Genomic DNA, 25385 nt, shown 5'->3' on the forward strand with positions numbered 1-25385 from the left:
GCCGCCCCCATGGCCAACGCTCAACGCGGCTTTACCCTGCTGGAAATGCTGGTGGTGATCGTGCTGATCAGCATCGCGTCCGGGTTGGTCGGCTTTGGCCTGCAACAAGGCCTGCGCGCCGCCAAGGAGCGCCAGGCCGTCGGGCAGATCGTCGAGGCGCTGCGCAGCACGCGGGCGCGGGCAATTGTGAGTGGTACCCCCCAAAGCACCGTCTTCGATTTACAGCAATTGAGTTTTCAAGCATCCGGGCGCCCGAAAAAACACTGGCCGGCCGACCTGCAAGTGACCCTGCACACCGCCGAACAAGCCGGTTCGGCGGTGGCGTTTTATGCCGATGGCAGCTCCACCGGCGGCAACCTGCTGTTGGCCAATGGCAGCCGGCGTTGGCGCATCGATATTGGCTGGCTCACCGGCAGCGTTCAGTCCAGGGCGTTGCCATGAAGCGCCAGCGCGGGTTCACCTTGCTGGAAATGCTCGCCGCGCTGACGCTGATGGCGATCTGTAGCACCGTGCTGCTGGTCGCGTTCGGCCAGAGCGCGCGCTCGCTGTTGCAGGTTGCCCACAGCGACCGCCTTACCCACGCCGCCGTGAGCGTGATGGATGAGCAGGGGAGTGGGCCCCTCGCCAACGGCACTCATGAGGGCGAGATGGACGGCATCGGCTGGCAGCTGCGTATTGCCCGGCAACCGAGTCGTGTCGGCCAGCCCCACCTGTATCGCCTGGACCTGACGGTGCGCGAAGGCCCGCGTCAGGCCACGTTCAGCACCCTGAAGCTGCGCACTGCCGGGAACGCTCCGTGAAGCGGCGCCAGCAGGGTTTTACGTTGCTCGAAATCATGCTCGTGCTGAGCCTGCTCGGGGTGTTGCTGACCCTGGTCGGCGGCGCGTTGCTCGGCGCCAATCGCGCGGTGCTCAAGGCCCAGCGCTACACGGTCAGCCTGGATGAAATGCGCGCCGCCCAGCAGTTCTTGCGCACCGCCATCAGCGAGTCGTTGCCGTTGGACGTGACCGAGGACGACAGCCAGGTCGATGGTTTTTTCGCCGGTGGCCCGCAGCGCATGCAATTTGTCGCGACCTTGCCCGGCGTGCTTGGCGGCGGCATCCAGCGCTTCACCTTGCAGTTGACCGGCCCCGAGGCATCGCGCGATTTACAGGTGGCGTTCGCGCAGTTTGAGTCCAAGGCGCAGGTCAGCGTGCCGGCCTCGCGCAGCGAACCGCAGGTGTTGCTCAAGGGCGTTGAGGGTTTGCACTTCAGCTATCGCGGCCTGTCGCCCAAGGGCCAGGCCACCGGTTGGATCAGTGAGTGGCCGTGGCCCAGGCGCCTGCCGTATGCGGTGCGCATCAGTGCGCACGTGAACGGGCCGGTGCCTTGGGTGACGCAAGTGATTGCCTTGCGCCTGAACCTGTCGAGCGGCTCCCCCGAATGATCAGGCATCAACGCGGTGTCGCGCTGTTACTGGTGCTCTGGGTGCTGGCGTTGCTCAGCTTGTTGCTGGGCGGCCTCGCCGCTTGGGTGCAACTGGAAACACGCCAGGCGGCCTGGCATCGCCAGCATACCCAGGCGGTATTGGCGGCCGAGGCGGGCGTGGCGCTGGCGATGCAAGCCGTGGTCGACCCGTTGCAGCGCAAGCAGTGGATTGCCGATGGGCGTGACGTCCCGCTGGTGTTCGACGATGCGCAGTTGCACGTCAGTCTGTACAGCGAGCGTGGCAAGTTGTACCTCAACAGCGCCGAGGTGGCTGACTTTGCCCGTCTGGCCCTGGCGTGCGGTGCCACCCAGGCCCAGGCCAGGCAACTGGCCAGGGCGCTGCAAGTGCGGCGCAACCAGGGCCTGGCGCCGTTCCGGGTGGTGGAAGAAGTGCGGCAATTGCCCGGCATGACCCAAGCGCTGTACAGCGCCCTGGTGCCGCAAATCAGCCTGTGGAGCGGCCTCGACCGCCCCGACCCGGCCTTCGCCAGCCCGTTGATGCGCCACGCCCTCAACCTGCCGCATCAGAGTGCGGTGGGCGCCGACCCCGGCGAGGTGCTGGTGGTGATCAGCCGTGCACAACGCCCCGGTGGCTACCGCGCCGAAGTACAAGCCACGGTTTTATTGAGCCCCGCGCAAGGTAGCGCACAACCTTATCGAGTATTGCGTTGGCAAGAATAAATCAACACGTAACCGCGCGGCTGGAGGCGCTGGCCGCGCCGATTGCCCGGCGCTGGCGCGCCAGCCTGCTGCAACAGGGGTGGCGCTGGTGGCTCAAGGAACTGCGTGGCTGCCTGCCCGCGTGGCTGTCCTTGCACGACATCCCCGAGCACGTTTACCCGTGGCCGCTCACTGGCGCCGTGGCCAAACCCACCGGGCAGGCGCGCCAAGTGCTGTTACTGGCGCCTGATGCTGTGCTGGTGCAAACCCTGCAATTGCCACTGGCCGCCGCGCGCAACCTGTCGACGGTGGTCGGTTATGAACTGGACCGCTTCACCCCGTTCGAGGCCGCGCAGCTGTACTTCGTCGCGCGCCAGGAGCGCCGCACAGCCAGCCATTTGCAGGTGATGCTGGTGGCGATCCTGCGCGAGCGCCTGGACCGGGTCCTCAGTGACTGCGCCGCCCTCGGCCTGCAACCGCATGCCGTGGATGTGGCGGATGACACGGGCAGGCCCATGGGCATCGACTTGCTGCCGGCACCGTTGCGTCCACGCCAACGCCCGGCCGGCAAAGGCTTGCAACGCAGCCTGCCGTGGCTGTGCGGTGCCTTGCTGATTGCGGCCATGTTGCTGTGGCTCGACGACCGCCAGCGGGTGCTCGACGCCATGCAGCACAGCGTGCGCGAACAGAAAGCCGAGGTCGCCGAGGTCCAGGCGCTGCGCCAGCAACTGCTCAATACGCGGGGCGCCGCGCAGTACCTGATTCGCCGCAAAATGGCCCAGCCGCCGTTGGCCGCGTTGCTCAATGAACTGACCGCGTGCCTGCCGGCCGACACCTGGGTCGACCAGTTGGAAGTCAACGACGGCGCCCAGGTGTCTTTCTCCGGGCAAAGCGCCAAGGCCAGTGCGTTGATCACCCGTATCAAGAACTGCCACAGCCTGGAAAACGCCCAGTTCGAAGGGGTGATTCAACCCGATGCGCAAACCGGCAAGGATCAGTTCTCCTTGCGCGCCCACCTGCACCAGGAGGCCGCCGATGCGCCGACCACTGACACCCCGTGAGCGCCGTGGCGCGGCCTTGATCGGCCTGGCCGTGGTGCTCGGCGCCGCTTACTGGTTATTGATCGACAGTTGGTTCGCCGGCCCCTTGCGCGCCATGGGCGAGCAGGCCGAACAATTGCGTGAACAGCAACAGCGTTATGCCGGGGTACTGCGCCAGCGCGACAGCTTGCGCGAGCAGCTCGAACAGGCGCGGCAAGACCCGGCCAGCAGCACCAGTCTGTTGCCGGGCAATGACCCCAGCGCGGTCGCGGCCGACCTGATGCAACGCATCGTCGACCTGATCAACAGCCGCGCTGGTCTCGGTGGCGGTTGCAGCCTGACCCAGCGCATGCCGATCACCCCGGAGCAGGACGATGCCGAGCCTTATCGCCAGGTCAAAGTCAGCCTGACCCTCAACTGCGCCATCGAACCGCTGACCGCGATCCTGCATGAGCTGGAGTACCAGCGCCCGTTTCTGTTCGTCGATGAAATGAGCATCCGCCGTGGCCCGCACGCGCCCGCCACCGGAGGCGCCGGCAAACTGGTGGTGCACTTGCTGGTGCGCGGTTACCTGCAACCGGCCGGCGCGCGGCAGGTGGCCCGATGATCAACCCATTGCGCCCGATTGAGTGGGTTTTGCTCGGTCTGTCCGCCGCGTTGGGCGTGCTGATGCTGGGTATTTTGAGCAGCATCGGCGACGCGCCGCAGTGGCTGCCGGAGCCTGAGCCCGCCACCCCCGCAAATGCCGCGGCCAAGGCGCTGACCGCGCCGGATGCAAGCCTGGACAGCCTGGCCGGTACCTGGCAGGCGCCGCTGTTCAGCACCGACCGCAGCCCGGATCCTACGGTGGGCCAGGCGGCGGTCTCCAGCCTGTCGGGCCTGACCCTCACCGGCATCGTGCTGGACGGCGACCTGCGCGTGGCACTGCTCAAGCGCGCCGACGGCCCGCCGTTGAAAGTCCACCAGAACCAGACCCTGCCCAACGGTTGGCGCCTGGAACACCTGACCCCGCGCGACGCGCGCTTTGTGCTCGATGGCCGCAGTCAAACCCTGAGCCTGCGGGCCTTGCGTCTACCGCCGCCGTCGACGACGCCCCCGATTACCCTTCCTCACGAGTCCGCCCCTTGATCGATACCTACCCTGGCGCCTTGCGCACCACCGTGCTTTGCCTGGCAACCGCTATTTCCCTGGCGGGCTGCGGGACATTCCCCGACCACCTCGACCCGGACGAGGCCCTGTTGCACGAAGCGATGCAGGGTACCGGTGCGCAACGCCCGCCCGTGGATCCGGCCAGTGAACAAGCGCCGGTCAACAGCGGCCAGCCTGCGGCAAACCCTGCGGCCCAACGCCAGTTGATTCGCGGCAACCAGCAGTTCGTGCGTCAGCCCGCCGCGGCGTCGGCACTCAAGGAGGAGGGCGGTGGCGACATCCTGTTCAATTTTGCCGACCAGCCGATTGAAGCGGTGATCAACAGCGTGATGGGCGACCTGCTGCACGAGAACTACAGCATTGCCCAGGGCGTGAAGGGCAATGTGAGTTTTTCCACCTCCAAACCGGTGAACAAGCAGCAGGCGCTGTCGATCCTGGAAACCCTGTTGTCCTGGACCGACAACGCCATGATCAAGCAGGGCAATCGCTACGTGATCCTGCCGGCCAACCAGGCGGTGGCGGGCAAGCTGGTGCCGCAAATGCGCGTGTCGCAGCCCGCCAGCGGGTTGTCGGCGCGCCTGTTTCCACTGCGTTATATCTCCGCCACCGAGATGCAGAAGCTGCTCAAGCCGTTCGCCCGTGAAAATGCGTTTTTGCTGGTGGACCCGGCGCGCAACGTGCTGAGCCTGGCCGGTACGCCGGAGGAACTGGCCAACTATCAGGACACCATCGACACCTTCGATGTGGACTGGCTCAAAGGCATGTCCGTCGGCGTATTCGGCCTGCAACGCGCCTCCGTGGCCGAGCTGATGCCCGAGCTGCAAAAGATGTTCGGCCCCGACAGCGGCATGCCCCTGGCGGGCATGGTGCGGTTCCTGCCGATCGAGCGCACCAACTCGGTGGTGGCAATCTCGTCGCAGCCGCAGTACCTGAGCGAAGTCGGCGACTGGATCCACACTATCGACGAAGGCGGCGGCAACGAGCCGCAGATGTACGTGTACGACGTGCGCAACATGAAAGCCAGCGACCTGGCCAAGTACTTGCGGCAGATCTACGGCAGCGGCGCGATCAAGGACGACGCCCCGGCCAAGGTTGCCCCCGGTTTGCGCACCGCGACGCTGTCATCGCCCGGTACCAACAGCACCTCCGGCAACACCCCGGGTGGGCTGAGCAGTACGCTCAATAACCAACCCGCCGCCGATGACCAGGCGCCAGAAGCCGAGGCCGAAGAGACCGCCGAGCCAGAGGTTACCGACGGCGCTCCCGCCAAAAGCCTCGACGCCGGCACCCGCATCACCGCGCAAAAAAGCAGCAACCAACTGCTGGTGCGGACCCGCCCGGTGCAGTGGAAGGAGATCGAATCGGCGATCAAGCGCCTCGACAACCCACCGCTGCAAGTGCAGATCGAAACACGCATCCTCGAAGTCAAACTCACCGGTGAATTGGACTTGGGCGTGCAGTGGTACCTCGGGCGCCTGGCCGGCAATTCCACCAGCACCACCGTGGCCAATGCCGCCGGCAGCCAGGGCGCGCTGGGTGGTGGCGGGGCGGGGTTGGGCGCGGCGGATTCGTTGTTCTACTCCTTTGTCAGCTCCAACCTGCAAGTGGCGTTGCATGCGCTGGAAACCAACGGCCGCACCCAGGTGCTGTCGGCGCCGTCGCTGGTGGTGATGAACAACCAGCCGGCGCAGATCCAGGTGGGGGACAACATTCCCATCAGCCAGACCACGGTGAACACCGGCACCTCAGACACGACGTTGAGCAGCGTCGAGTATGTGCAGACCGGTGTGATCCTGGATGTGGTGCCGCGCATCAACCCGGGCGGGTTGGTGTACATGGATATCCAGCAGCAGGTCAGCGATGCCCAGGACCAGGCGAACGCCAACAGCGACACGCCGACTAATCCGCGTATTTCCACGCGGTCGGTGTCGACCCAGGTGGCGGTGCAGAGCGGGCAGACGGTATTGCTGGGGGGGTTGATCAAACAGGACAACGCCGACACGGTAAGTGCCGTGCCGTACCTGGGCAAGATTCCGGGGTTGCGGTGGCTGTTTGGGAGCACCAGTAAGTCCAAGGACCGTACCGAATTGATTGTGTTGATTACGCCTAGGGTCATCACCAGCGGCAGTCAGGCAAGGCAGGTGACGGATGATTATCGGCAGCAGATGCAGCTGTTGCGGCCGGAGAAAAACTGAAGGAATGCGGTTGGAAAGGGGGGCGGGAGGGCTTGCCCTGATGCCAGTCAGTTAAGCGATAGAGCGGGGGAACACTGTACCTGTGGCGAGGGAGCTTGCTCCCGTGACGGCCTGACAGCCGACCTGGATGTTGGATCAGATCGAGTACATATCCATTTCTGCGGTAACGGCCACTTAGGGTTACGCCCTTACGGCGTGTCACTTTTGGAAGAGCGCCAAAAGTAACCAAAAACGCTTCGCCCCAACACTCGGCACCTCGCTTAGGCTCGGTGTGCCCGAACACAGGCTTGAATCCGTGGCTAACCCGGCGTCCTGCCGGGTTACCCACGGATTCAAGCCTGCGTTCGGCCAGCGTGTTTGACGGGGCGCCTGAGATCAAGATCAAAAGCCAGAGCCAGAGCCAGAGCCAGAGCCAGAGCCACGGCAACAGCAACAGCGCGGGAGCGGGAGCAAGAGCAAGCAGATCGCAGCCACCTATGAAACGGAGTTCCGCAGGTGCGAGTCTCGGATCTTTCCGACAAAGCTTTCAGGTTGTCGCTCGGAACTGCGCTGACTAACCTCCTGGCCGTCGCTGCCAATTCAGCGACCGGATTTGACCGTCCGACTCGTAGTGCTTCTGTGCCAACATCGACTCAGGCGTTTTTTTTACGTCTGTTGTATCGTGTCGCGGCAGCTGTGCGCGGGATACCTTCGGGTATGCCGGTGTTCCTACGAGCCGGTCGGTCAACCCGCGTATAGCTGCCACCTTATTTCGTTTGACCGCGAATCGTGGCGGCTCCATTTTCGTAGGAGTTCCACCATGATCAAAGACAGCCCAAATCCTCCAAGCGCTTCAGACACCGATACCCGTTACGGGCTCTTCACCGTACGCGCCGATCTGGACACGGAAACCTTACTGGTCAATGCCTCCCAGGACTTGGCCTCTATCAGCAACATCGCCACCCATCTGGCCTTTGAAATCGACGGTGCCCAACGCAATGTCGCGCTGGGCATGTGTCGAATGCTTGAAAGCGTGCAACTTTTGGTGGACAGGGCATTGGATAAGTCCCACCCGGCTGTATGAGAGGTGGGAGCGACTGCTGCTTGGCGTTGATCCTGATGGTTGCCCGGGCGATCATCAGATGCAGCTGTTACGCCCGGCGAAATACTGAAGGAACGCGGTTAAAAATGTGAGAGGGGGCTTGCTCCCGATGAGGGAGTGTCAGTGATGCATCTATGACTGACCCACTGCCATTGGGAGCAAGCCCCCTCCCACACGTTGATCTGCACAGATCAGGTAGGCCTCCGTCTAAGCTAAAGGCCAATATCAAAATATATTATTTATATCAATAAAATAATAAAATTAGAGAATATTAGCTTATACCAAAACAGCATTATATTTTCAAAACCCATTCCGTTATGTTTGATCGCAACAGCCTACCCCTGACCTCGGATGGTACCCAGCGTAATCAAGATTCTGCGTGCCATAACGGGGTGATCATCCCCGCAGCAGAATCGTTGGAAGGGAGCTCAACGTATGTTGCCGATTCAACCCCCACGCCACACCTAGCGCCAAATCGCCGCAACACCCCTCACAAAACCCGAGCACCGCACACGACCGCGTGCCTGCCCGACTTCGCGATTTGCAACGCTGGGAGTAGCTATGAAGCACGTTTTACAACCCACCACGGTGCTGGCGCTGGCGATCCTGGGGAACACCGCGCAAGCCCAGGACGACAGCACCCTGTCCACCGTCGTCGTTACCGGTAACCGAGGCGCCGAACAGCGCACCGTCACCAGCAGCCCGGTGCCGATCGATGTGGTCAGCGCCAGGCAACTGCAAAGCACCGGCAAGCCCGGTTTGATGGAAGCCTTGAGCGCGGTGATCCCGTCGCTGACCCTGCCGGAAAAAACCGGTTGGGACGCCAGCGGCATTGCCCGTGCGCCCAACCTGCGCGGCTTGAGCGCCGCCGAGGTGCTGGTGCTGGTCAACGGCAAGCGTCGCCATACCGCCGCCACCTTGAACATCAACGGCATCAACACCGGCGCCGCACCGGCGGACCTCGACCTGATCCCCATCAGCGCCATCGACCATGTGGAAGTGCTGCGCGATGGCGCCGCCGCGCAATACGGCTCCGACGCCATCGCCGGGGTGATCAATGTGATCCTCAAGGCCGACACCAGCGGCACCTCGGTGACCAATGCCGGCCTGGGCTATGACGGTAAAAAGCAGACCGTGCAACAAAGCCTCAACAAGGGTTTCGAGATCGGCAATGGCGGCATCCTGCAACTGGCGCTGGATGCGCGCAGCCAGAACGATGACAACAAGGCCAGTGCCAACGGCTACACCTATGCCCAAGCCTATGAGCAGGCCGGTCGCGCCACCTATGGCGGCTACGGCACGCCCAAGACCAACCTGCTGACCCTGGGCTACAACGCCGAACTACCCATCGACGACAGCTTCAGCCTGTACTCCTTCACCACCTACTCCCGACGCAAGGCCGAGCAGGGCCAGAATTTCCGCCTGCCGACCATCACCAACACCATCACCACCGGTCCCAATGGCTACCCCGGCGGCTATACGCCGACCTGGTACATCGACGAGGACGATTTCCAGGCCGCGTTCGGCGGCAAGGGCACGGTCGGGGCGTGGGACTGGGATTTGTCCACCACCTACGGGCGCAACGAAGCGGAGCAGGGCACCACCCACAACCAGAACCCGTCCCTGGGCGAGGCCACGCCCAATAGCTTTACCTCCGGCACCTGGATCAGCACCGAGCTGACCACCAACCTCGACTTCAAGCGCGGCTTCGATGTGGGCCTGCAAAAACCGTTGGACCTGAGCTACGGCTTCGAACATCGCCGCGACACCTATGAGGTCCGGGCCGGTGACTACGCCTCCTATGCCAACGGCGGTTACTGCGTGGCGCCGGGCAATTGCGCTTCCTCCGGGGCCCAGGTCACCAACGGCATTTCGCCGGATGAAGAGAGCAGCGCCTCGCGCAACAGCCTGGCCAGTTACGTCGACGTGGGCTTCAACCCGCTGCCGGACTGGTACGTGGGCACCGCGTTTCGCTATGAACACTACAACCAGGGCGTGGGCGCCACCCGCAGCGGCAAGCTGACCACCCGCTACGACTTCACCCCGAAATTTGCCGTGCGCGCCACGGTCAGCAATGGCTTTCGAGCGCCGTCGTTGGCCAACAGCCTGTTCAGTGCGCGCTCCACCACCTATGGCGTGGTGAACGGGGTGTATCAGTCGATCAACTACGGGGTGCTGCCGGTGGGTTCGGCGGCCGCCAAAGCGCTGGGCGCCGAGGAACTCAAGCCCGAGCGCTCGACCAACTTCAGCCTGGGTTTCACCCTCACGCCCACCGACCGCCTGAACTTCACCGCTGACGCCTACGTGATCAACCTGCGCGACCGCATCACCCTGACCGGCACCTTGCTCGGCCCCGAAATCACCCAGGTGCTGCAAGGCAACGGCATCACTTCCACCTCCGGCGGCCAGTACTTTATCAACGGCGCCGACACCCGCACCAAAGGCCTGGACCTGGTCGGCAACTACAACCAGGACCTGGGCCCTTATGGCGCGCTGAAGTGGACCGCGGCATTCAACTGGAACCAGACCAAAATCCTCAACTACAAAGCGTCCACCACGATCCTCGGCACCGCCTACGACCTGATGGACCGCCAGGCGCGCAACCTGATCACCGGGGTGCAACCGAGCACCAAGTTGATTCTCGGCGGTGACTGGAGTATCGACCGTTTCAACCTCAACCTGGCCCTGACCCGCTACGGCGCCTACAAGGAGGTCAACGTCTCCGCCGACCGCGGCCTCGACCGGGTCTACAGCGCCAAATGGATCACCGACCTCGACCTTGGCTACAGCCTCACCAAGGACCTCAACGTGGCCATCGGCGCCAAGAACCTGTTCGACCTCTACCCCAAGAAACAAGGCGTGCCCAGCAGCACCATGCTCAGCAGCTATGGCACCTATTCGCCCTACGGTTTTACCGGCGGGTATTACTACACCCGCCTGACCTATGCCTTCTGAGGCCGAGGAATACAGCATGCCTATCGTCGCCAAATCCTATGACCTGATCGACACGCACCGCCCGGTTCGCCAGGCGCGCATTTCCACACCGATCAAAGCCCTGCGGGTGGTACCCGCGCGGCATCCCTGGCGCTGGGCCGGGTCGATCTTCGCCGCGCTGGTGCTGCTGGCCGTCGTGCATTCCCTGGCCACCAACCCGCGCTGGGAGTGGGGCGTGTTCGGCCAGTGGTTCTTCTCGCCGTCGGTACTGCGCGGCCTCGGCCAGACCTTGTTGCTGACCCTGTTGAGCACGCTGTTCAGCGTCATCCTCGGCACCGCGTTGGCCCTGGCGCGGCTGTCGGGCTCGCCGCTGCTGGCGGCGCTGGCCTGGGGTTATATCTGGTTCTTCCGCTCGATGCCGGCGCTGCTGGTGCTGATCATCCTGTACAACTTTGCCTACCTGTATGACCACATCGTGCTCGGCGTGCCGTTCACCAGCGTGGTGTTCGCCGAGTGGTCGACGGTGGACGTGCTCAGCCAGTTCACCACGGCGGTGCTGGGCTTGAGCCTGATGCAGGCGGCGTACGCGGCGGAGATCATTCGCGGCGGGCTGATCGGTGTCGACGCCGGCCAGCATGAAGCGGCAGCGGCCCTGGGGCTGCCGGCGTCGCGACGGATCTTTCGCATCATCCTGCCCCAGGCGCTGCGCTCGATCCTGCCGTCGGGTTTCAACGAAATTATCGGCCTGGTCAAGGGCACCTCCATCGTCTACGTGCTGGCCTTGCCGGAGCTGTTCTACACCGTGCAGGTCATCTACAACCGCACCCAGGCGGTGATCCCGCTGCTGATTGTGGCCACCGTGTGGTACCTGATCATCACCACCGTGCTCACCAGCGCGCAGTACTACGTCGAGCGGCATTTCGCACGGGGTACGGCAAGAGTGCTGCCGCCCACGCCGGTGCAACGGGTGCGCCGCTGGTTCAAGGAGAAACACCATGGGTGAAACACACGCCGGGCGCATTCAAATCCAGGGCGTGGGCAAACGCTTTGGCAACCAACAGGCGCTCAAGGACATCGACCTGACCATCGACCCTGGCAAGGTTACGGTGATTCTCGGGCCCTCCGGCTCGGGCAAGTCCACCTTGCTGCGCACCATCAACCACCTGGAGAAGATCGACAGCGGCCACATCACCATCGACGGTGAATACGTCGGCTATCGACGCAAGGGCGACCTGCTCTTTGAACTCAAGGAACGCGAGATTCTCAAGCGGCGTATCGACGTGGGTTTTGTGTTCCAGAACTTCAACCTGTTCCCGCATCTCACCGCCTGGGAAAACGTCGCCGAAGCGCCCCTGGCCCACAAGCGCTGGGGCAAGGCCGAGGCGCAGGCCAAGGCGGGTGAACTGCTGGCCAAGGTCGGCCTGGCGGACAAGGTCGACGCTTACCCCCGCCAACTCTCCGGCGGCCAGCAGCAACGCGTGGCCATTGCCCGCGCCCTGGCGCTGGACCCGAAAGTGCTGCTGTTCGATGAACCCACCTCAGCCCTCGACCCGGAACTGGTGGGCGAGGTGCTCGACGTGATCAAGGGCCTGACCCAGCTGGGCGTGACCCTGGTGATCGTCACCCACGAGATCGGTTTTGCCCGCGAGGTGGCCGACCACGTGGTGTTTCTCTGCGACGGCCAACTGATCGAAGAGGGCCCGCCCGAACAGATCTTTCGCCAACCCCGACATCCCCGCACCGCCGCCTTTCTCGGCAAGGTGCTTTAGTTAACGGAGTGACTGCCATGTCTATCAAAACCGCCCGCGTGGCCTGGCTGACGCTGGCCCTGAGTGCCGCGCACAGTGCATTCGCTGCCGTGCAACCGGTGGATCTGAGCCCTGACCGCGCGCGCATTCATGCGCCGCGCAACGCGGCGGCCATCGCGCAGATCCCGCCGGGCTTCAAGTTCGCCCAGCCGGGCAAGTTCACCGTGGCCGTGTCCGGCGTGGCCGGGCCGCCCCTGGCGCTGCTGGCCAGTGACGACAAGACCACCATCGGCAGCGAAGCCGACACCGCGCAGTTGATCGCCGACAGCCTGGGCCTGCAACTCAACGTGGTGCAGACCAGTTGGGAGGATTGGCCGCTGGGGGTCAGCTCGGGCAAATACGACGCCGTGATCAGCAATGTCACCGTGACCGAGGCGCGCAAGAAGCGCTTTGATTTCGCCACCTATCGCCAGGATGTGCTCGGCTTCTACGTCAAAACCACCAGCAGGATCACCGAGATCAAACAGGCGGCGGACATCGCCGGGTTGAAGATCATCGTCGGCTCCGGCACCAATCAGGAGAAAGTCCTGCTGGCCTGGAACGAGGCCAATGAAAAGGCCGGCCTCAAGCCCGCGCTGTTGCAGTACTTCGACGACCAGGCCGCCGCGCAACTGGCGGTGCAGTCGGGGCGCAGCGATGCGCTGTTCGGGCCCAACTCGGTGTACGCCTATTCGGCGGCGATCACCGGGGGTATCAAGCGCGTCGGCACGGTCAATGGCGGCTGGCCGTTGCAGGCGGATATCGCGGTGACCACGCGCAAGGACAATGGCCTGGTGCAGCCGATCCACACCGCCCTGCAAGGCGCAATTGCCGGCGGCCAATACGAGCAGGTGCTGCAACGCTGGGGCCTGGACGTGGAGCGTGTCGACGCATCGCAGATCAACCCACCCGGCTTGCCGGACTGAGGAGCAATGAGCATGGGACTGACACGACGTGAAGCGTTGTCGAGCATCGCTGCGGTCGGCGGTGAAAAGGCGGTCAAGGATGCACTCGCGGTGTTGGGGTTGGGGCCGTCATCGCACCGCCGCCCGCAACCGTTGCAACTCCAGGAGGGCCTGGGGCAGGGCACCCGCGTGCTGGTGCTGGGCGCGGGGATTGCCGGGTTGGTCACCGCCCTGGAACTCGGCCGCGCCGGGTTCGACGTACAGGTGCTGGAGGCGCGCGACCGCGTCGGCGGGCGCACCTGGACCCTGCGCCAGGGTGATCGCGTGGCCTACACCAATGGCCGCACGCAAACCGTGGCCTTCGATCCGGGCCTGTATTTCAACGCCGGCCCGGCCAGGATTCCGAGCCAGCACCGCACGCTCCTCGACTATTGCAGCGAACTCGGTGTGCCCCTGGAAGTGCTGGTCAACAGCAGCCACGGCGCCCAGGTACGGCCCGATCTGCGGCAACCGGCGTTCACGGTCGGCCAGGCGATCAACGATGCGCGCGGGCATGTGTCCGGCTTGCTGGCCAAAGCGGTGCAACGCGATGCCCTCGATGACGTACTGAGCGGTGAGGAGCGCACGCGCTTGCTGGGCTTTTTGCAGGTGTATGGCGACTTGTCCCAGGAGCTGGCCTTTGAGGGCACGCTTCGTTCGGGGCACTTGGAATCTCTTGCCCATCCCGGCGCCTTGCCGGCCAGCCGCGCACCGCTGGGGTTGGATCGGTTGCTGCATCCCGAGCTGTGGGGCGCGTTGCTGCACACCGAGTTCCCGGAATTTTCCGCGACCATGTTCCAGCCCGTCGGCGGCATGGACCGCATCACCGACGCCTTCTACCAGCGCGTGCGTGACCATGTGCAGTTGGGCGCGGTGGTTCGCCAGATCCGCCAACGGGATGACGGCGTGGCGGTGACCTACCACGACCGCGGCAGCGGCCGCGAACAGGTGGTACGCGCCGATTATTTGATCTCGACCCTGCCGTTGCCGCTGCTGGCCAGGCTCGACACCGACTTCAGCGAGCCGATCAAAGCCGCGTTGCACGGCACGCGCAACGACCAGGCGACCAAAGTGGCCTGGCAATCGCCGCGCTTCTGGGAAACCGACTACCGCACCTACGGCGGCCTGTCGTGGATCGATCACCCGGCGCGCCTGCTGTGGTACCCCAGCAACGACCTCAACACCCGCGACGGCGTGCTGGTGGCGGGCTATGTGACCGGCGAGGGCGCCGATGCGTTTGGCGCAACGCCTTTTGCCGAGCAATACGCCGCCTCCAAGGAGGCCGTGGAGCTGCTGCACCCCGGCAATTCAAAACACCTGCGCAACCCCTTGGCCGTGTCCTGGGAGCAGATCCCCTACAGCGAAGGCCCATGGCTGCAACGCGAACACTTTGCGGCCGATGCCAGCGCCTTGCTCGAAGCCGGCCACGGTCGCGTGTATTTCGCCGGTGACGGCCTGGTGCAAAGCGGCGTGGGCATCTGGCAGGAGTCGGCGGCCAACTCGGCGCGGCACGTGATTGCGCAACTGGCTGAACGGGTTACCCAACAACGACAGGTCGCGGCACTGGCCGCTTCTTAAGGAGACTCATCATGAGCGACAGCATCCAACGCACCAGCGTCGGTGATTTCCCGATCTCGCAGACCGTTACCGTACCGGCCTGCGCCAGCCTGGTTTTCGTCAGCGGCACCTTGCCCGACCTGGCCGACCCGAACGTGCCAGGGGTGTTTGGCGATACCGAGGTTCAGACGGTGTCGGTGTTCAACAAGCTGCGCCAGATCTTGCGCCAACAAGGCCTCGACCTGGGCGACATCGTGCAACTGCGGGTGTTTCTGGTGGGCGCCGAGCAGACCCAGGGCAAGCTCGACTTTGCCGGGTTGCAGCGCGGCTACACGCAATTTTTCGGCACGCCCGAACAGCCGAACAAACCGGCGCGCACGGCGCTGCAAGTGGTGGCTTTGCCGTTGCCGGGGGCGTTGGTGGAGGTTGAAGCGGTCGCCGCCAGGCCGGCCTGACAGCAACGGTGCAGGGCCTGCGCCGGGGCGCTGGTTATTGGGAGATTTCCTACACATAAGCAGGAAATCTCACCATTCTGATTAATGTTTTTCCTCCTAGCATGGCCCCCGCTTGAACTCAGGCGGGCCCTTAAGGGCCACTCGAACCCAATGCTTAGGAGCCGAACCGTGAAAATGACGAGTGTCAGTAACTACCTGCGCCGCTCGGCTTTCGCCGTCATCGTCGTGAGTGCATTGGCGGGCTGCGCCGCAACGCCTCTGCCCGCAGAAAAAATCTCCCTGGCCCGTGACTCGGTAGAGCGCGCGCTGTCGGCGCAAGCCACTCAATTCGCCCCGCTGGAACTGAGGACAGCCCAGGACAAATTGGCGCGCATGGAGCAAGCCATCGGGGAAAAGAACTCGGTCCAGGTCCACACGTTGGCCGAGCAGATCGAAGCCGACGCCAACCTGGCCGAAGTCAAGGCCAATGCCGCGCGTAAACAACAGGTCTTGAAGCAGGCGCGGGAGGGCATCCAGGTGCTCAAGCAAGAAATGCTCAACGCCCCCGCGACCACCCACTGAGGACTTTGCCATGCGTGCCATTTTTTTCATTCCTGCCCTGTCGGTCCTGAGCCTGGCGTTGGCCGGTTGTGCGACTGCGCCGGAAAACCCGCAACTGCTGCAAGCCCGCAGCCAGTTCTCCGACCTGCAACAAAAGCCCGAGTCCAATACCCTGGCGGCGGTTGAAACCCGTATTGCCGCCAACGCGCTGGACCGCGCCAATCAACTCTCCCTGCACAGTCGCACCGACCCGCAGGTCAACCAGTTGGCCTACCTCGCCACGCAGAAAATCGCCCTGGCGGAACAGACCATCATTGGTCGCACAACCGATGCCCAGCTCGACAACATCGCGGCCGACCGCACCCAGGTACAGCTTGATGTGCGCACCGCGCAGCTCAAGGCTTTACAGGCGATGAAGGCCAAGCCGTCCGAGCGTGGCCAGGTCATCACCTTTGGGGATGTGCTGTTCGATACCGCCAAGGCCGACCTCAAGCCCGCCAGCGCGCGTGATCTTCAGGGGCTGGCGGATTTCCTGTTACAGAACCCGGAGCGCCAGGTGCGCGTGGAAGGTTTCACCGACAGCACGGGGGCTGATGCTTTCAACCAGAGCTTGTCCGAGCGACGTGCCCAGGCGGTCGCCCGTGGCCTGCAACGGCTCGGCGTCGCGGCCGAGCGCGTGACGGTAACCGGTTACGGCAAGCAGTTCCCGGTCGCTGACAACCTGAGCGCACACTCGCGCCAGCTGAACCGCCGCGTGGAAGTGATCGTGTCCAACGGTGCCTCGGCGGTCAGTGCTCGCCGCTGAGTCTCGACGCTCATGGACGAGCCCTTTGCGTAGCCGCTGCGGGGTTTTGGCGCGGCTGCGTGTGCGGTGTGTCACCCACGCTGCAGACGCAGCCACGTCAGGGCGCGTTGCTAGCGCTCGCGCCACACCGGCTTGAGGTGGCGGTCCAACGCCCAATGCGCCTCACCCGGCCGCGTGCAAACACCGCCTACCCACCGCTCGGATTGGGTGTGGGCTATCCAGTTGGCGTTGCCACTCAATACCTCGCTTCCCAACGGCGTCAACGCCAGCCTGCGCTGAGGCCATGGCAGGTGGGCCTCGGTTTCGAGCAGTAACGGCTGTGCCCCATCGATCAACGGCCGCAGCAGCGCATGAAACATCATGTCCCCCAGGAACGGCAGCGGCTCGCGCTTGGCCATCAACTCGGCGAACACCCGGCCGAACGCTACCGGCCCGGCTTCGGCGATGTAAGTGAGGGCAAGGCGTTCGGTCAGCGACAGGCCGTCCTCAAGCCCCGGCAATTCCTGCAACTGGCGCAACAGGGCGGGTGCCATAAGCGGCAGGGCGGTGTGCTCGGCATGGGCCAACTGCGCCAGTGCGATGGGTGAGCTGTCGCAGTACGCCGCCCAGGCCTGTTTGGCCAGGTGAACCGCGTCGTCATCGATCACGCGCCGTTGCGGCCATAACCAGGCCAATACATCCGGTGCCAGTTGGCCAATGCCGATAAAACGCTCGACGCCGGGAATGCGGTCCACCTCGATCAGTTCCAGCCTGGGCGGAGCCTGCTCGAGACCGGCCAGGGCGCGGATCAGGAACAGCTGGTCATAGGCATCCGCCTCGCACCACAGCACGCTGTGTTCGGCGCTGGCCAGGGTTTGCAGTTGGGTGTATTCGTCGACCACGCGGCGTGTGGTGTCTGTTTCGTCCATGGCGAAGGCCCGGCTGATGAACGCGCCGCGCATGTCGTGGAATGCCTGGCGGGGCAGGTCGCGCACCGGGCCCATGCACAGCGGGTCGGTCAGCATCCGGAAGCGGCCCTTGAAGCCTGCCACCTTCAGTGTGTGGGCAATGTCGCTGCCGCAACGCCAGTGGGTGGTGCGCGCTTCATCGCTGGCATCGAAGCCCGGGTGGCGAGCCGCGAAGTCGAGGGCGTCGACATGCGCCTTGAGCTTGGGCCAACTGCTGAAACCGAGCTGTCTGGCGACTTGCCATTGGGCCTGGGATAGCGTGGCTGCCGGGTCTTGGGTCTTGAGCTGGGATAACAGTTCCTTGGCGCGCTTGCGCTGCTGCTCAAGGTTCAGACGGCCATCGGTGTTGGAGGTGACGGGACGTTGCGACATACGAGCTCCTTGCACAAACCTTTCCGCTTTAAGGTGTGGAGTCGTAGAAATAAGAGGGTGCTTCACTGTCTTGGGCGCAGCCCTTTCCGCGGAAGGTGGCGTAGAGAGCGCCAGGCGGCAAATATAGGCAGTGCGGTGCGCGATTGCAAATCAGGCGCGCGCATCGGGCTTGCGGTCGATCCAGTGCGTCTTGATGCCCTTGGCCCACGCCACCGTGTAGAAACAGCTGAGCAATACGATGCCCCATTGCTCGGCATTGATCGAAGACCAGAACCAGAACGGCTGGCCCGCCATGCCGAACAGGCAGGCGTAGCGGCGCACCTTCAGGCGTTTGCTCTGGCTGAACCAGATGGCGACGACGCCGAGGGCGGCGATCATGATTTGTGCGATCAAGGGGCGTGCTCCATGTTCTGAAGTTTCACAGGAGGCGCTGGCTCGCGTGTGGCAGCGCGGTGCCGGAACCTGAAGTTCTGAACCGCGCAGGTGGCGATAGTTTGATTTTTTCAGGCAAAAGTCGCACTGCCTGGCAACCACCGCGCCCACAGCAAAGTCACAAACGGGCGTTAATCCAGATCGCTCACGCCAAAATCCAACACCACCTTCATCGCCTGGGTCTTGTCCGCCGCCAGCTCAAATGCCCGCACCGCCTGTTCGAATGGCACGGTGTGCGAGATCACCGGCCGTACATCAATGATCCGGCGGTTGAGCAAATCCACTGCCTGGGCAAATTCCGGATGAAAGCGGAAGGTGCCGCGCAGGTCGATCTCGCGGCTGACCAGCAGGTTGAGCGGCAGCGTCACGTCACCGCCCAACCCGACCGTCACCAACACGCCGCGCGGGGCGATGCATTCCAGGCCGTTGCGCAGGGCCTGGGCGCTGCCGGACACTTCGAACATCACATCGAAGTAGCCTTTTTCGCTGGTGTAGCGCTTGAGTGCATCGTTGCCGTCGGCAAGGTTGTGGGTGCGGCTGGCGCCCATTTTTTCGGCGCAGGCGAGGGCGCTGGCCGACAAGTCCACGGCGACGATTTCAGCCGCGCCCGCTGCGCGCAAACCACCGATCAGCAGGTTGCCGATGGGGCCGCAACCGGTCACCAGCACACGCTTGCCGAACACCGCGCCGGCGCGTTGGATGGCGTGCAAACCCACCGACAACGGCTCGGCCAGCGCACCTTCGGCGAGGGTCACGTGGTCGGCCAGGCGATGGGCCTGGTGCGTTTCGATCACCAGGCTTTGGCGAAACGCGCCTTGGACATGCGGGAAGGGCATGGCGCTGCCGTAGAAGCGCATATTCAGGCAATGATTGGGCAAGCCCTGCTGGCAATAACGGCAACCGCCGCAGGGGCGCGACGGCGAGACCGCGATGCGCTGGCCGACCTTGAACGGCCCGGCGTCCACGCCCACGGCATCGATCACCGCCGACACTTCATGGCCGAGCACCATCGGTTCACGCAGGCGCACAGTGCCGAAACCGCCGTGTTGGTAGTAATGCAAATCCGACCCGCAGATACCGCCGCGGGCGATGCGCACGCGCAGTTGGCCGGGGGCGAGGGTTTGCGGTTCATCCTGAGGGCTGACCCGCAGGTCTTTTGAGGCATAGCAGACGATAGCGTGCATGAGTTTCTCCGGGTTACAGCGATGCGGTGATGCCGCCGTCGACATACAGGATATGGCCGTTGACGAAACTGGCCGCGTCACTGGCCAGAAACACCGCCGCGCCGGCCAGTTCGGCCACGTCGCCCCAGCGTCGGCTCGGCGTGCGTTGCACCAGCCAGTCGCTGAATTCGGGGTTGGCCACCAGGTTGGCGTTCAGTTCGGTCTTGAAATAACCGGGGCCGATGCCGTTGACCGTCAGCCCGTGCGGGCCCCAATCAATCGCCATGCCTTTGGTCAGCATCTTCAGCGCGCCCTTGCTTGCCGCATACGGCGCAATGCCTGGGCGGCCCAGCTCACTTTGCACCGAGCAGATGTTAATAATGCGCCCACGCTTGCGCGGGATCATCGCCCGCGCCACGGCCTGGCCCACCAGGAACGCACTGTCGAGGTTGGTGCTGATCAGCTCGCGCCAGTGGTGCTCGCTGTAGTCTTCCAGCGGCCCACGGCGTTGCATGCCGGCGTTGTTCACCAGAATCTCCAGCGGGCCGAGGCGCTCCTCGATGCTCGCAACGGCGGCCTGGATCGCCGCGCTGTCGGTCACATCGAACGGCTGGGTGTGCACCTCCAGGCCCTCCAACGTGAGCAAGGCGGCCGCGTCACGCAAGGTGCTGCGGTTTCGCCCGTTGAGTACCACCCGCGCCCCGGCCTGGGCCAGACCGCGCGCGATGGCCAGGCCGATGCCGGCACTGGAACCGGTGACCAGCGCGAGCCGGCCGTCGAGGCGGAAGTTATCTAAAACGCTGTGCATGGAGCCTGTCTCCTGACGTGCTTATTGTTATAAGCAAACTCATCTTCAATCATCGCGAGTGACCTTAGTTCACCCCAAGGCGCGGTGGGGGGCCAATATTCATTTATGATCGGCTGATCAATTTTTGTGATAACCGAGGAGGCGGGATGGAACTCAAGCACTTGCGGGCGTTTGTGGTGCTGGCCCAGGAGCTGCATTTCGGGCGGGCCGCCGCGCAATTGTCGATTGTGCAGCCGGCGCTGAGCATGCAGATCAAATTGCTCGAAAGTGGCTTGGGTGTGCGCCTGCTCGACCGCAATCGCCATTCGGTGACGCTGACCGAAGCCGGCCGTGTGTTCTTACCCGAAGCCCAGGCCACCTTGCATCAGGCCGCACGGGCGGCCGATGCGGCGCGGGCGTCCAACCGTGGTGAAATCGGCCGTGTGCGCCTGGGTTTTGTCTCGTCGGTGTTGCCGCAATGGCTGCCCGAGTTGATCCGCGCGGTGCACCAGCGCTACCCGCGCATCGAGCTGGAACTCAAGGACATGCCCGGCCCCGATCAAGCCGCCGCGTTGAAAAACGGCCTGCTGGATTTCGGCCTGATGCGCCTGCCCGCCACACATCCCGGCGTGCAGACGCGCGCGGTGCTACAGGAAAGTTTTTGTGTGGCGTTGCCGGCGGACCATCCGCTGGCGGCGCAGCCCTGCGTGCTGCCCAGCGATTTGCTCGACCTGCCCGTGTATATCCTCGCGCGTCGCTATGCGCCGGGTTTTTACGATGAATTTATCCAGGCACTGGGCATGCCCTTGCAGATCGCTGCCGAACTGGGCGAGTTCACCACCATGCTTGCACTGGTCTCTGCCGGGTTGGGCATTGGCGTATTGCCAGAGCAGGCGGCGCGGGCGCTGCCGACCAACTGCGTGTCGCGGCCTCTGCAACTGGGCGCGTTCAAGGCCAGCACCGGGTTGGCCTGGACCGAACTGGACAGTGCGGTGAAGAGCACCGTGTTCAACCTGATTGGGGAGTTGTTTGGGGAGTGATTGTGAGTGGAGGGGCGGTAGGGGCAGTGAATGCATTTATAGCTGACCCACTGCCATCGGGAGCAAGCCCCCACATTTGGATCGCGGGGCCTCAGTTAGAGAGTTGTTCGAACCGTCACACGTCGATGAGATCGTCACGCACTGCGATGATTTCTACATGCTCAGCCAGCGGCGCTTCAATCGTTTCAATGATGCGCAAGGCTTTATGAGTGCGTACAAGGCCAAGAGCCTGGATGAGGCGTTTATTCATGCGGCGAGCCTGCGTTCGTGAGGGGGAGTTGTGGATACACGATCAATTCCAGTGCCCCTTTGTAATAGCGCTTGCCCCCCGGTGGCAGTTGCCCGGCCTCGCGCATTTCGCTGGTGCTGTCGACGCGTATCAGCACGCCACTTTCTAATCCTCAGTGAGGGCTCTGGCTCCCTTAACGGTCTGACAGCAAGCAGACATCTACCGCATGCCCTGCGGCCTAGATGTAGGCGGGACAAAGCCTAGCCAGTAACGTTTTTGAAACGCTTTACACGCATGGTTTTTTATACAGGTGAGGGTCAATACCGTTCGTAAAAGCGGAGTGGATTTTGCCATTTGTCGGATTGTCTGCTGCATTTTTGAAGAATGCCCAGTTTGCTAAAAGAAAATGCCTTCGAGAGCGGTCATTTCTTCTTTTAGTCTGATTACGTCTAACTTATTAATTTAATAAAGAAACAGATTTTTGATGTATGGCAAGAAGTGCTTTTTAGTGTTTTGCGCAACTATTCTTCGTCCGAAATTGTTGAGTGAAATTTCCTAATGCTTTGGGTTAAATTTCGTACGTGAGTTTTTTATTAATATTGCAGTTTTTTTTGAAGCGGCTAGATTTGGTTTTGTCGCTTGTTGATAAGCGATTGGAGGTCAGAGTTGTAAATAAAAAAGTGGAGAGTTGAAATGAACATTGAAGAGTTTGGAGAGTTTGTTTTTAGTTTCGAAAGTGAGTATGGGTTCAACCCTTATGTAGATAACGCCGGAGGGTCTGGGAGCCAAGGCGGGTGCGGGGGGAGCGGAGGATGTGGTGGTGGCGGAGGATGTAATGGAGGAAGTGGTGGCTGCCATAATTCGATAGCGGAGCATCCAGCTGCGGATGAATAGATTCAGTCTCCACTCACCTAATGAGGTTTTCTGGTTTGCCAGAAAACCTCTACAGGAGATCGTTCGATGAATATAATCATACCCAGCTATGAAATTTTAAACTTTGAAACGGAAAGTCTTGTAGTGTCTGATGTCGGGATTTCAAAAATCCATTCTCAGCCTCTGCTAAATGTGCTTCGAAAGTTAAAATTGTCGAACGTAATGACGAAAATTGAGTTAGATGAATTGCTCGCGGAAAATGGGTTGATTCAAAGTGATGCGTTTGATTTTTTAGAAAGAATTATTCCGTTCAAATGTATTGATGAGATATATTTTGAAAAGACGATAGTGGTTCATGAGTGGAAAGGCCAGGTTGATATTGAGGCCCTATTTGGTGAGGAGTTATCTGGTTGCTTGGAATTTAAGTCATTCTCAAGTGAACTGGTTGAAGCGGTACGGCCGTTCAAGTGCTTTATTGTCTTGTTGTGCCATTCATATAATTATGAAAGTATCCGAAGCTTATATTTTAAACTTGCGCATGCATCGCCAAAGAGCGCTATAAGCGTCTGTTGGCAGATGGGCAGTGTTTTTTGTATTGGTCAGCCTTACATTCAGGAAATAGGAAATCCTTGTCATTTCTGTGCTGTGGATAGATTAATTAATAATGAGTCGATAGCCCCGGCAAAGAACAGTTGGTCAAGTGCCCTAGCTTTTTGCAAAAGTCGACGTGTAGGGATTCCTGCTAAAGCGCTGAGTCTTTATCAGGAAATGATCGTTATCGGTGCAGTTATCAGAAAGATAAAATTCTTCACTGAGCATAACGACGGATGTAAGTATCAAGATGACGTTCTGTATAGCTCATATCTTCAATTGAAAGACGGTCAGCTTTTCGAAGAATCTAATTCTCACTGGTATATGTGTGATTGCTTGAGGGTGGAGGGATGAAAAATATTCCACATGATTACTATCTCAGATTTATAAATTCTTCAGTGTATGATGATGTGCTAGAGTTTCATTATAAAGGGAATTTTATTTTTCATAAGGCGTTCAAAGATCGTACCATTCTTCATCGTTTGGATGAAAAGCATTTGGCCCAATTGACTGGGAATGAGCTGGCTTTTTATCCGGATCTGGATTTAACAATAAAATTGCCCCAAGATAACAGAGAAGAATCGTTGTGTAGAAATGAGTCGTGTGAGCATTTTTTACCGTTGCCTTTAGAATTTTCTGACGTTGAAAAACTAATGTGTCCTTTACTTTCAAAGAGCCAGGACTCATACAAGCGAGGATATCCAAGCGCGGGAGCGCTTTACCCTGCGGAAATTTTCCTCTGTTCGCTTACTGAGGAAAACTCTAATTGGCCCAGTGCCGGAAAAATCCTTCACTTACTCCCCCGGTCACGTAAATTTGAAGTGATGCAAATTGAAACTGATATTGAAGAACTAAAAGCGGCGCTGTTGTCCTCGTTTAATAATATTGGAACGCCAAGCTTGGCGCTCATTTACGCAATCTATATGCCTAAAAATTTATTCAAGTATCGGTATCGCGGGTACCGGATGGCACTGATGGAGATTGGTTCAATTTACATGCTCGTCGAACTGCAAGCTAAATCTTTGGGGCTGGCGTGTAGACTATGGTCTGCATATACCGATACGATGCTTTGTAGGGCTCTAGGAATAAATCCAGCTTTGTTCTTCCCAGTATGCGTTCATTTTATAGGTAGGCAAAATGAAACTTATTAATCTAATGCATAAGCCTGATTTGCCCGGCACCCTCCTTTTTCAACCTGCATGTATTCTCACTTTACCTCACTCTGCCGAGGTTTCAGATTTCCTCTCGGTGAATGGGAACGGTGTTGGAGGAGGCTCAAATTCGGTTAAAACTGCTTTGGGAGAATATTTTGAGCGCCGTCATTTTTATAGAGAAGTTACTTCAAGAAGGAGTGGTCGTCTGAGTGAGTTTTTATCGGGGCGTGAGGTTCTTGGCTTTGCAAGAGCATTCGTTCAGACGGCATCTAAAAAAATGTCCATTTCTGATATTGAGAAGCATGAGTTCGCTTTAAGTGAAGTGATCAGGTCTTCAGACTTTTCCAAGTGTTTTATCCCTACTGCCTGTATTTCACTGTCATCGCATAGTCTAGGTGAGGATAGCTTGCTTTATCCTCTTCGGGATACATGTGGATGCAGCTTTCACTGGAATCCCAATATTGCCTTCTTAGGAGCAATAAAGGAATATCTGGAGCGTCAATTTCTTGTTAGGTTCTGGCTCACGAAGAAATGCTGCTCTCGAATCTCTACTGTTGAGACGGGCGAGTTATTGAAGGGGCAATCCGTTCGGCAACTCTATAAAGCTCTGGCGGCTTCAGGAGAAATTACATTTTTAGATATATCTGATACTAGATTTCCAGGGTTTTGCGTACTGGTTGTATATGGGCAAAAGAACATTAATCATTACGTAAAATATTGCGCAGGAATGGCTTATGCGTCGGAATTGGCGGTGGCTATGCAGAAGTCTTTGCTGGAGTTATGGCAGACTTTTCGTTTTATGAATTTATTCAAGGCAACTGATTCTGAAGAAAAAATGCTTGAAGATTCATATATACGTTACTTTCTAGGTTGCAATGTTTACGAGACCTACCAAGAGATTACCGATGTTGTAGAGTGCGGAGGTTGTAGGTCTTTGCAGGATTTCACCGTTTCTGAGTTCTTGTTTGTATTGAGGCGAATGGATGTTGCTGGATATTTTTATTCAACAATTGGAGGGGTTGATGGAGGGGGAGGCGTTTTTGTTAAATTTATTTCTCCTGATTTATTTCTTCATATGAATAATTCAAGAAACTTTAATTCGATCAATAAGTACTCTAAAGGGTTTAAATCTTCAATACTCCAGTCTCGGTTAGAAAAAATGGTTCCGTTTCCATGAGGTGAA

Annotated in this window: 25 protein-coding genes and 1 pseudogene; 22 read left to right on the forward strand and 4 right to left on the reverse strand. The window is 60.6% G+C overall.

The features are described from left to right. Positions 1 to 9 precede the first annotated feature (9 nt). The 17 genes from AB4N98_RS22160 to AB4N98_RS22240 all read left to right on the forward strand — a co-directional run bounded on the left by AB4N98_RS22160 (position 10) and on the right by AB4N98_RS22240 (position 16614). On the forward strand, positions 10 to 441 hold the full coding sequence (locus tag AB4N98_RS22160; protein ID WP_267864515.1) for a GspH/FimT family pseudopilin: 432 nt from the start codon (positions 10 to 12) through the stop codon (positions 439 to 441). Then, positions 438 to 800, forward strand: coding sequence for a prepilin-type N-terminal cleavage/methylation domain-containing protein (locus AB4N98_RS22165; protein ID WP_017528232.1), 363 nt, complete (start codon positions 438 to 440; stop codon positions 798 to 800). The genes AB4N98_RS22160 and AB4N98_RS22165 overlap by 4 nt, the downstream gene beginning before the upstream one ends. Further along, entirely contained in the window at positions 797 to 1426 is a 630-nt protein-coding gene (locus tag AB4N98_RS22170) for a prepilin-type N-terminal cleavage/methylation domain-containing protein (RefSeq protein WP_017528233.1), read from the forward strand. Before AB4N98_RS22165 ends, AB4N98_RS22170 begins: the two co-directional genes overlap by 4 nt. Next, positions 1423 to 2148 carry a hypothetical protein gene (locus tag AB4N98_RS22175; protein ID WP_017528234.1) on the forward strand — a complete coding sequence of 242 codons (726 nt, stop codon included), beginning with the start codon at positions 1423 to 1425 and terminating at the stop codon, positions 2146 to 2148. Before AB4N98_RS22170 ends, AB4N98_RS22175 begins: the two co-directional genes overlap by 4 nt. After that, entirely contained in the window at positions 2145 to 3188 is a 1044-nt protein-coding gene (locus AB4N98_RS22180) for a PilN domain-containing protein (RefSeq protein ID WP_026067287.1), read from the forward strand. Before AB4N98_RS22175 ends, AB4N98_RS22180 begins: the two co-directional genes overlap by 4 nt. Further along, positions 3163 to 3774 carry a type II secretion system protein GspM gene (gene gspM / locus AB4N98_RS22185; protein WP_017528252.1) on the forward strand — a complete coding sequence of 204 codons (612 nt, stop codon included), beginning with the start codon at positions 3163 to 3165 and terminating at the stop codon, positions 3772 to 3774. The genes AB4N98_RS22180 and gspM overlap by 26 nt, the downstream gene beginning before the upstream one ends. Then, complete coding sequence (locus tag AB4N98_RS22190) at positions 3771 to 4295, forward strand: general secretion pathway protein GspN (RefSeq protein WP_116077748.1); 525 nt, start codon at positions 3771 to 3773, stop codon at positions 4293 to 4295. The genes gspM and AB4N98_RS22190 overlap by 4 nt, the downstream gene beginning before the upstream one ends. After that, on the forward strand, positions 4292 to 6511 hold the full coding sequence (gene gspD, locus AB4N98_RS22195) for a type II secretion system secretin GspD (protein ID WP_065877611.1): 2220 nt from the start codon (positions 4292 to 4294) through the stop codon (positions 6509 to 6511). Before AB4N98_RS22190 ends, gspD begins: the two co-directional genes overlap by 4 nt. A 799-nt stretch (positions 6512 to 7310) precedes the next feature. Then, positions 7311 to 7574 (forward strand): DUF6124 family protein, encoded by a 264-nt coding sequence (locus AB4N98_RS22200; RefSeq protein WP_460148916.1) that lies wholly within the window; start codon positions 7311 to 7313, stop codon positions 7572 to 7574. Between the two features lie 579 nt (positions 7575 to 8153). Beyond that, positions 8154 to 10547: a TonB-dependent receptor plug domain-containing protein gene (locus tag AB4N98_RS22205; RefSeq protein ID WP_065877609.1), complete on the forward strand. Its 2394-nt coding sequence runs from the start codon at positions 8154 to 8156 to the stop codon at positions 10545 to 10547. A 16-nt stretch (positions 10548 to 10563) separates the two neighbouring features. Further along, on the forward strand, positions 10564 to 11529 hold the full coding sequence (locus AB4N98_RS22210) for an amino acid ABC transporter permease (protein ID WP_017528240.1): 966 nt from the start codon (positions 10564 to 10566) through the stop codon (positions 11527 to 11529). After that, entirely contained in the window at positions 11522 to 12295 is a 774-nt protein-coding gene (locus tag AB4N98_RS22215; RefSeq protein ID WP_460148917.1) for an amino acid ABC transporter ATP-binding protein, read from the forward strand. Before AB4N98_RS22210 ends, AB4N98_RS22215 begins: the two co-directional genes overlap by 8 nt. Positions 12296 to 12312: 17 nt before the next feature. After that, entirely contained in the window at positions 12313 to 13239 is a 927-nt protein-coding gene (locus AB4N98_RS22220) for an ABC transporter substrate-binding protein (protein ID WP_017528242.1), read from the forward strand. A 12-nt stretch (positions 13240 to 13251) separates the two neighbouring features. Continuing rightward, complete coding sequence (locus tag AB4N98_RS22225) at positions 13252 to 14835, forward strand: flavin monoamine oxidase family protein (RefSeq protein ID WP_017528243.1); 1584 nt, start codon at positions 13252 to 13254, stop codon at positions 14833 to 14835. An 11-nt stretch (positions 14836 to 14846) separates the two neighbouring features. After that, positions 14847 to 15269, forward strand: coding sequence for a RidA family protein (locus tag AB4N98_RS22230; protein WP_017528244.1), 423 nt, complete (start codon positions 14847 to 14849; stop codon positions 15267 to 15269). 174 nt (positions 15270 to 15443) lie between these two features. Then, positions 15444 to 15830, forward strand: a complete 387-nt coding sequence (locus tag AB4N98_RS22235) for a DUF4398 domain-containing protein (RefSeq protein ID WP_223271400.1) — start codon at positions 15444 to 15446, stop codon at positions 15828 to 15830. A 10-nt stretch (positions 15831 to 15840) separates the two neighbouring features. Further along, positions 15841 to 16614 carry an OmpA family protein gene (locus AB4N98_RS22240; RefSeq protein ID WP_065877601.1) on the forward strand — a complete coding sequence of 258 codons (774 nt, stop codon included), beginning with the start codon at positions 15841 to 15843 and terminating at the stop codon, positions 16612 to 16614. 110 nt (positions 16615 to 16724) lie between these two features. On the opposite strand, the gene AB4N98_RS22245 is transcribed toward AB4N98_RS22240, so the two are convergent. The 4 genes from AB4N98_RS22245 to AB4N98_RS22260 form a co-directional block, all read right to left on the reverse strand. Beyond that, entirely contained in the window at positions 16725 to 17933 is a 1209-nt protein-coding gene (locus AB4N98_RS22245) for a DUF1835 domain-containing protein (protein ID WP_116077755.1), read from the reverse strand. A 150-nt stretch (positions 17934 to 18083) separates the two neighbouring features. Beyond that, positions 18084 to 18326 carry a hypothetical protein gene (locus AB4N98_RS22250; protein WP_017528248.1) on the reverse strand — a complete coding sequence of 81 codons (243 nt, stop codon included), beginning with the start codon at positions 18324 to 18326 and terminating at the stop codon, positions 18084 to 18086. 170 nt (positions 18327 to 18496) lie between these two features. Beyond that, positions 18497 to 19549, reverse strand: a complete 1053-nt coding sequence (locus AB4N98_RS22255; RefSeq protein WP_460148918.1) for an L-idonate 5-dehydrogenase — start codon at positions 19547 to 19549, stop codon at positions 18497 to 18499. A 13-nt stretch (positions 19550 to 19562) separates the two neighbouring features. Continuing rightward, positions 19563 to 20336: a glucose 1-dehydrogenase gene (locus tag AB4N98_RS22260; protein ID WP_017528250.1), complete on the reverse strand. Its 774-nt coding sequence runs from the start codon at positions 20334 to 20336 to the stop codon at positions 19563 to 19565. Positions 20337 to 20482: 146 nt separating this feature from the next. On the opposite strand from AB4N98_RS22260, the gene AB4N98_RS22265 reads away from it, so the two are divergent. From AB4N98_RS22265 to AB4N98_RS22285, 5 genes and pseudogenes are all read left to right on the forward strand, one after another. Next, a complete protein-coding gene (locus AB4N98_RS22265; protein WP_017528251.1) occupies positions 20483 to 21355 on the forward strand; it encodes a LysR family transcriptional regulator in 873 nt (290 codons plus the stop codon). A 118-nt stretch (positions 21356 to 21473) separates the two neighbouring features. Continuing rightward, a pseudogene (locus tag AB4N98_RS22270) lies at positions 21474 to 21626 on the forward strand (ABC transporter ATP-binding protein); the annotation flags it as partial. Between the two features lie 918 nt (positions 21627 to 22544). Continuing rightward, the gene (locus AB4N98_RS22275) at positions 22545 to 23402 is read left to right on the forward strand and encodes an McbB family protein (protein WP_460063616.1); all 858 of its coding nucleotides are present in this window, start codon (positions 22545 to 22547) and stop codon (positions 23400 to 23402) included. Continuing rightward, complete coding sequence (locus AB4N98_RS22280) at positions 23399 to 24199, forward strand: SagB/ThcOx family dehydrogenase (protein ID WP_068937406.1); 801 nt, start codon at positions 23399 to 23401, stop codon at positions 24197 to 24199. Before AB4N98_RS22275 ends, AB4N98_RS22280 begins: the two co-directional genes overlap by 4 nt. Continuing rightward, positions 24186 to 25379, forward strand: coding sequence for a YcaO-like family protein (locus AB4N98_RS22285; protein WP_460148919.1), 1194 nt, complete (start codon positions 24186 to 24188; stop codon positions 25377 to 25379). The genes AB4N98_RS22280 and AB4N98_RS22285 overlap by 14 nt, the downstream gene beginning before the upstream one ends. Positions 25380 to 25385: the final 6 nt, after the last annotated feature.

The organism is Pseudomonas sp. S3_E10 (assembly GCF_054667615.1).

Excerpts from the sequence above, each read along its gene's own strand:
- AB4N98_RS22160 (WP_267864515.1), top strand. The coding sequence starts at position 10 with ATGGCCAACGCTCAACGCGGCTTTACCCTGCTGGAAATGCTGGTGGTG.
- AB4N98_RS22165 (WP_017528232.1), top strand. The coding sequence starts at position 438 with ATGAAGCGCCAGCGCGGGTTCACCTTGCTGGAAATGCTCGCCGCGCTG.
- AB4N98_RS22175 (WP_017528234.1), top strand. The coding sequence starts at position 1,423 with ATGATCAGGCATCAACGCGGTGTCGCGCTGTTACTGGTGCTCTGGGTG.
- gspM (WP_017528252.1), top strand. The coding sequence starts at position 3,163 with ATGCGCCGACCACTGACACCCCGTGAGCGCCGTGGCGCGGCCTTGATC.
- AB4N98_RS22190 (WP_116077748.1), top strand. The coding sequence starts at position 3,771 with ATGATCAACCCATTGCGCCCGATTGAGTGGGTTTTGCTCGGTCTGTCC.
- AB4N98_RS22200 (WP_460148916.1), top strand. The coding sequence starts at position 7,311 with ATGATCAAAGACAGCCCAAATCCTCCAAGCGCTTCAGACACCGATACC.
- AB4N98_RS22205 (WP_065877609.1), top strand. The coding sequence starts at position 8,154 with ATGAAGCACGTTTTACAACCCACCACGGTGCTGGCGCTGGCGATCCTG.
- AB4N98_RS22210 (WP_017528240.1), top strand. The coding sequence starts at position 10,564 with ATGCCTATCGTCGCCAAATCCTATGACCTGATCGACACGCACCGCCCG.
- AB4N98_RS22215 (WP_460148917.1), top strand. The coding sequence starts at position 11,522 with ATGGGTGAAACACACGCCGGGCGCATTCAAATCCAGGGCGTGGGCAAA.
- AB4N98_RS22220 (WP_017528242.1), top strand. The coding sequence starts at position 12,313 with ATGTCTATCAAAACCGCCCGCGTGGCCTGGCTGACGCTGGCCCTGAGT.
- AB4N98_RS22225 (WP_017528243.1), top strand. The coding sequence starts at position 13,252 with ATGGGACTGACACGACGTGAAGCGTTGTCGAGCATCGCTGCGGTCGGC.
- AB4N98_RS22230 (WP_017528244.1), top strand. The coding sequence starts at position 14,847 with ATGAGCGACAGCATCCAACGCACCAGCGTCGGTGATTTCCCGATCTCG.
- AB4N98_RS22235 (WP_223271400.1), top strand. The coding sequence starts at position 15,444 with ATGACGAGTGTCAGTAACTACCTGCGCCGCTCGGCTTTCGCCGTCATC.
- AB4N98_RS22240 (WP_065877601.1), top strand. The coding sequence starts at position 15,841 with ATGCGTGCCATTTTTTTCATTCCTGCCCTGTCGGTCCTGAGCCTGGCG.
- AB4N98_RS22245 (WP_116077755.1), bottom strand. The coding sequence starts at position 17,933 with ATGTCGCAACGTCCCGTCACCTCCAACACCGATGGCCGTCTGAACCTT.
- AB4N98_RS22255 (WP_460148918.1), bottom strand. The coding sequence starts at position 19,549 with ATGCACGCTATCGTCTGCTATGCCTCAAAAGACCTGCGGGTCAGCCCT.
- AB4N98_RS22260 (WP_017528250.1), bottom strand. The coding sequence starts at position 20,336 with ATGCACAGCGTTTTAGATAACTTCCGCCTCGACGGCCGGCTCGCGCTG.
- AB4N98_RS22265 (WP_017528251.1), top strand. The coding sequence starts at position 20,483 with ATGGAACTCAAGCACTTGCGGGCGTTTGTGGTGCTGGCCCAGGAGCTG.
- AB4N98_RS22275 (WP_460063616.1), top strand. The coding sequence starts at position 22,545 with ATGAATATAATCATACCCAGCTATGAAATTTTAAACTTTGAAACGGAA.
- AB4N98_RS22280 (WP_068937406.1), top strand. The coding sequence starts at position 23,399 with ATGAAAAATATTCCACATGATTACTATCTCAGATTTATAAATTCTTCA.
- AB4N98_RS22285 (WP_460148919.1), top strand. The coding sequence starts at position 24,186 with ATGAAACTTATTAATCTAATGCATAAGCCTGATTTGCCCGGCACCCTC.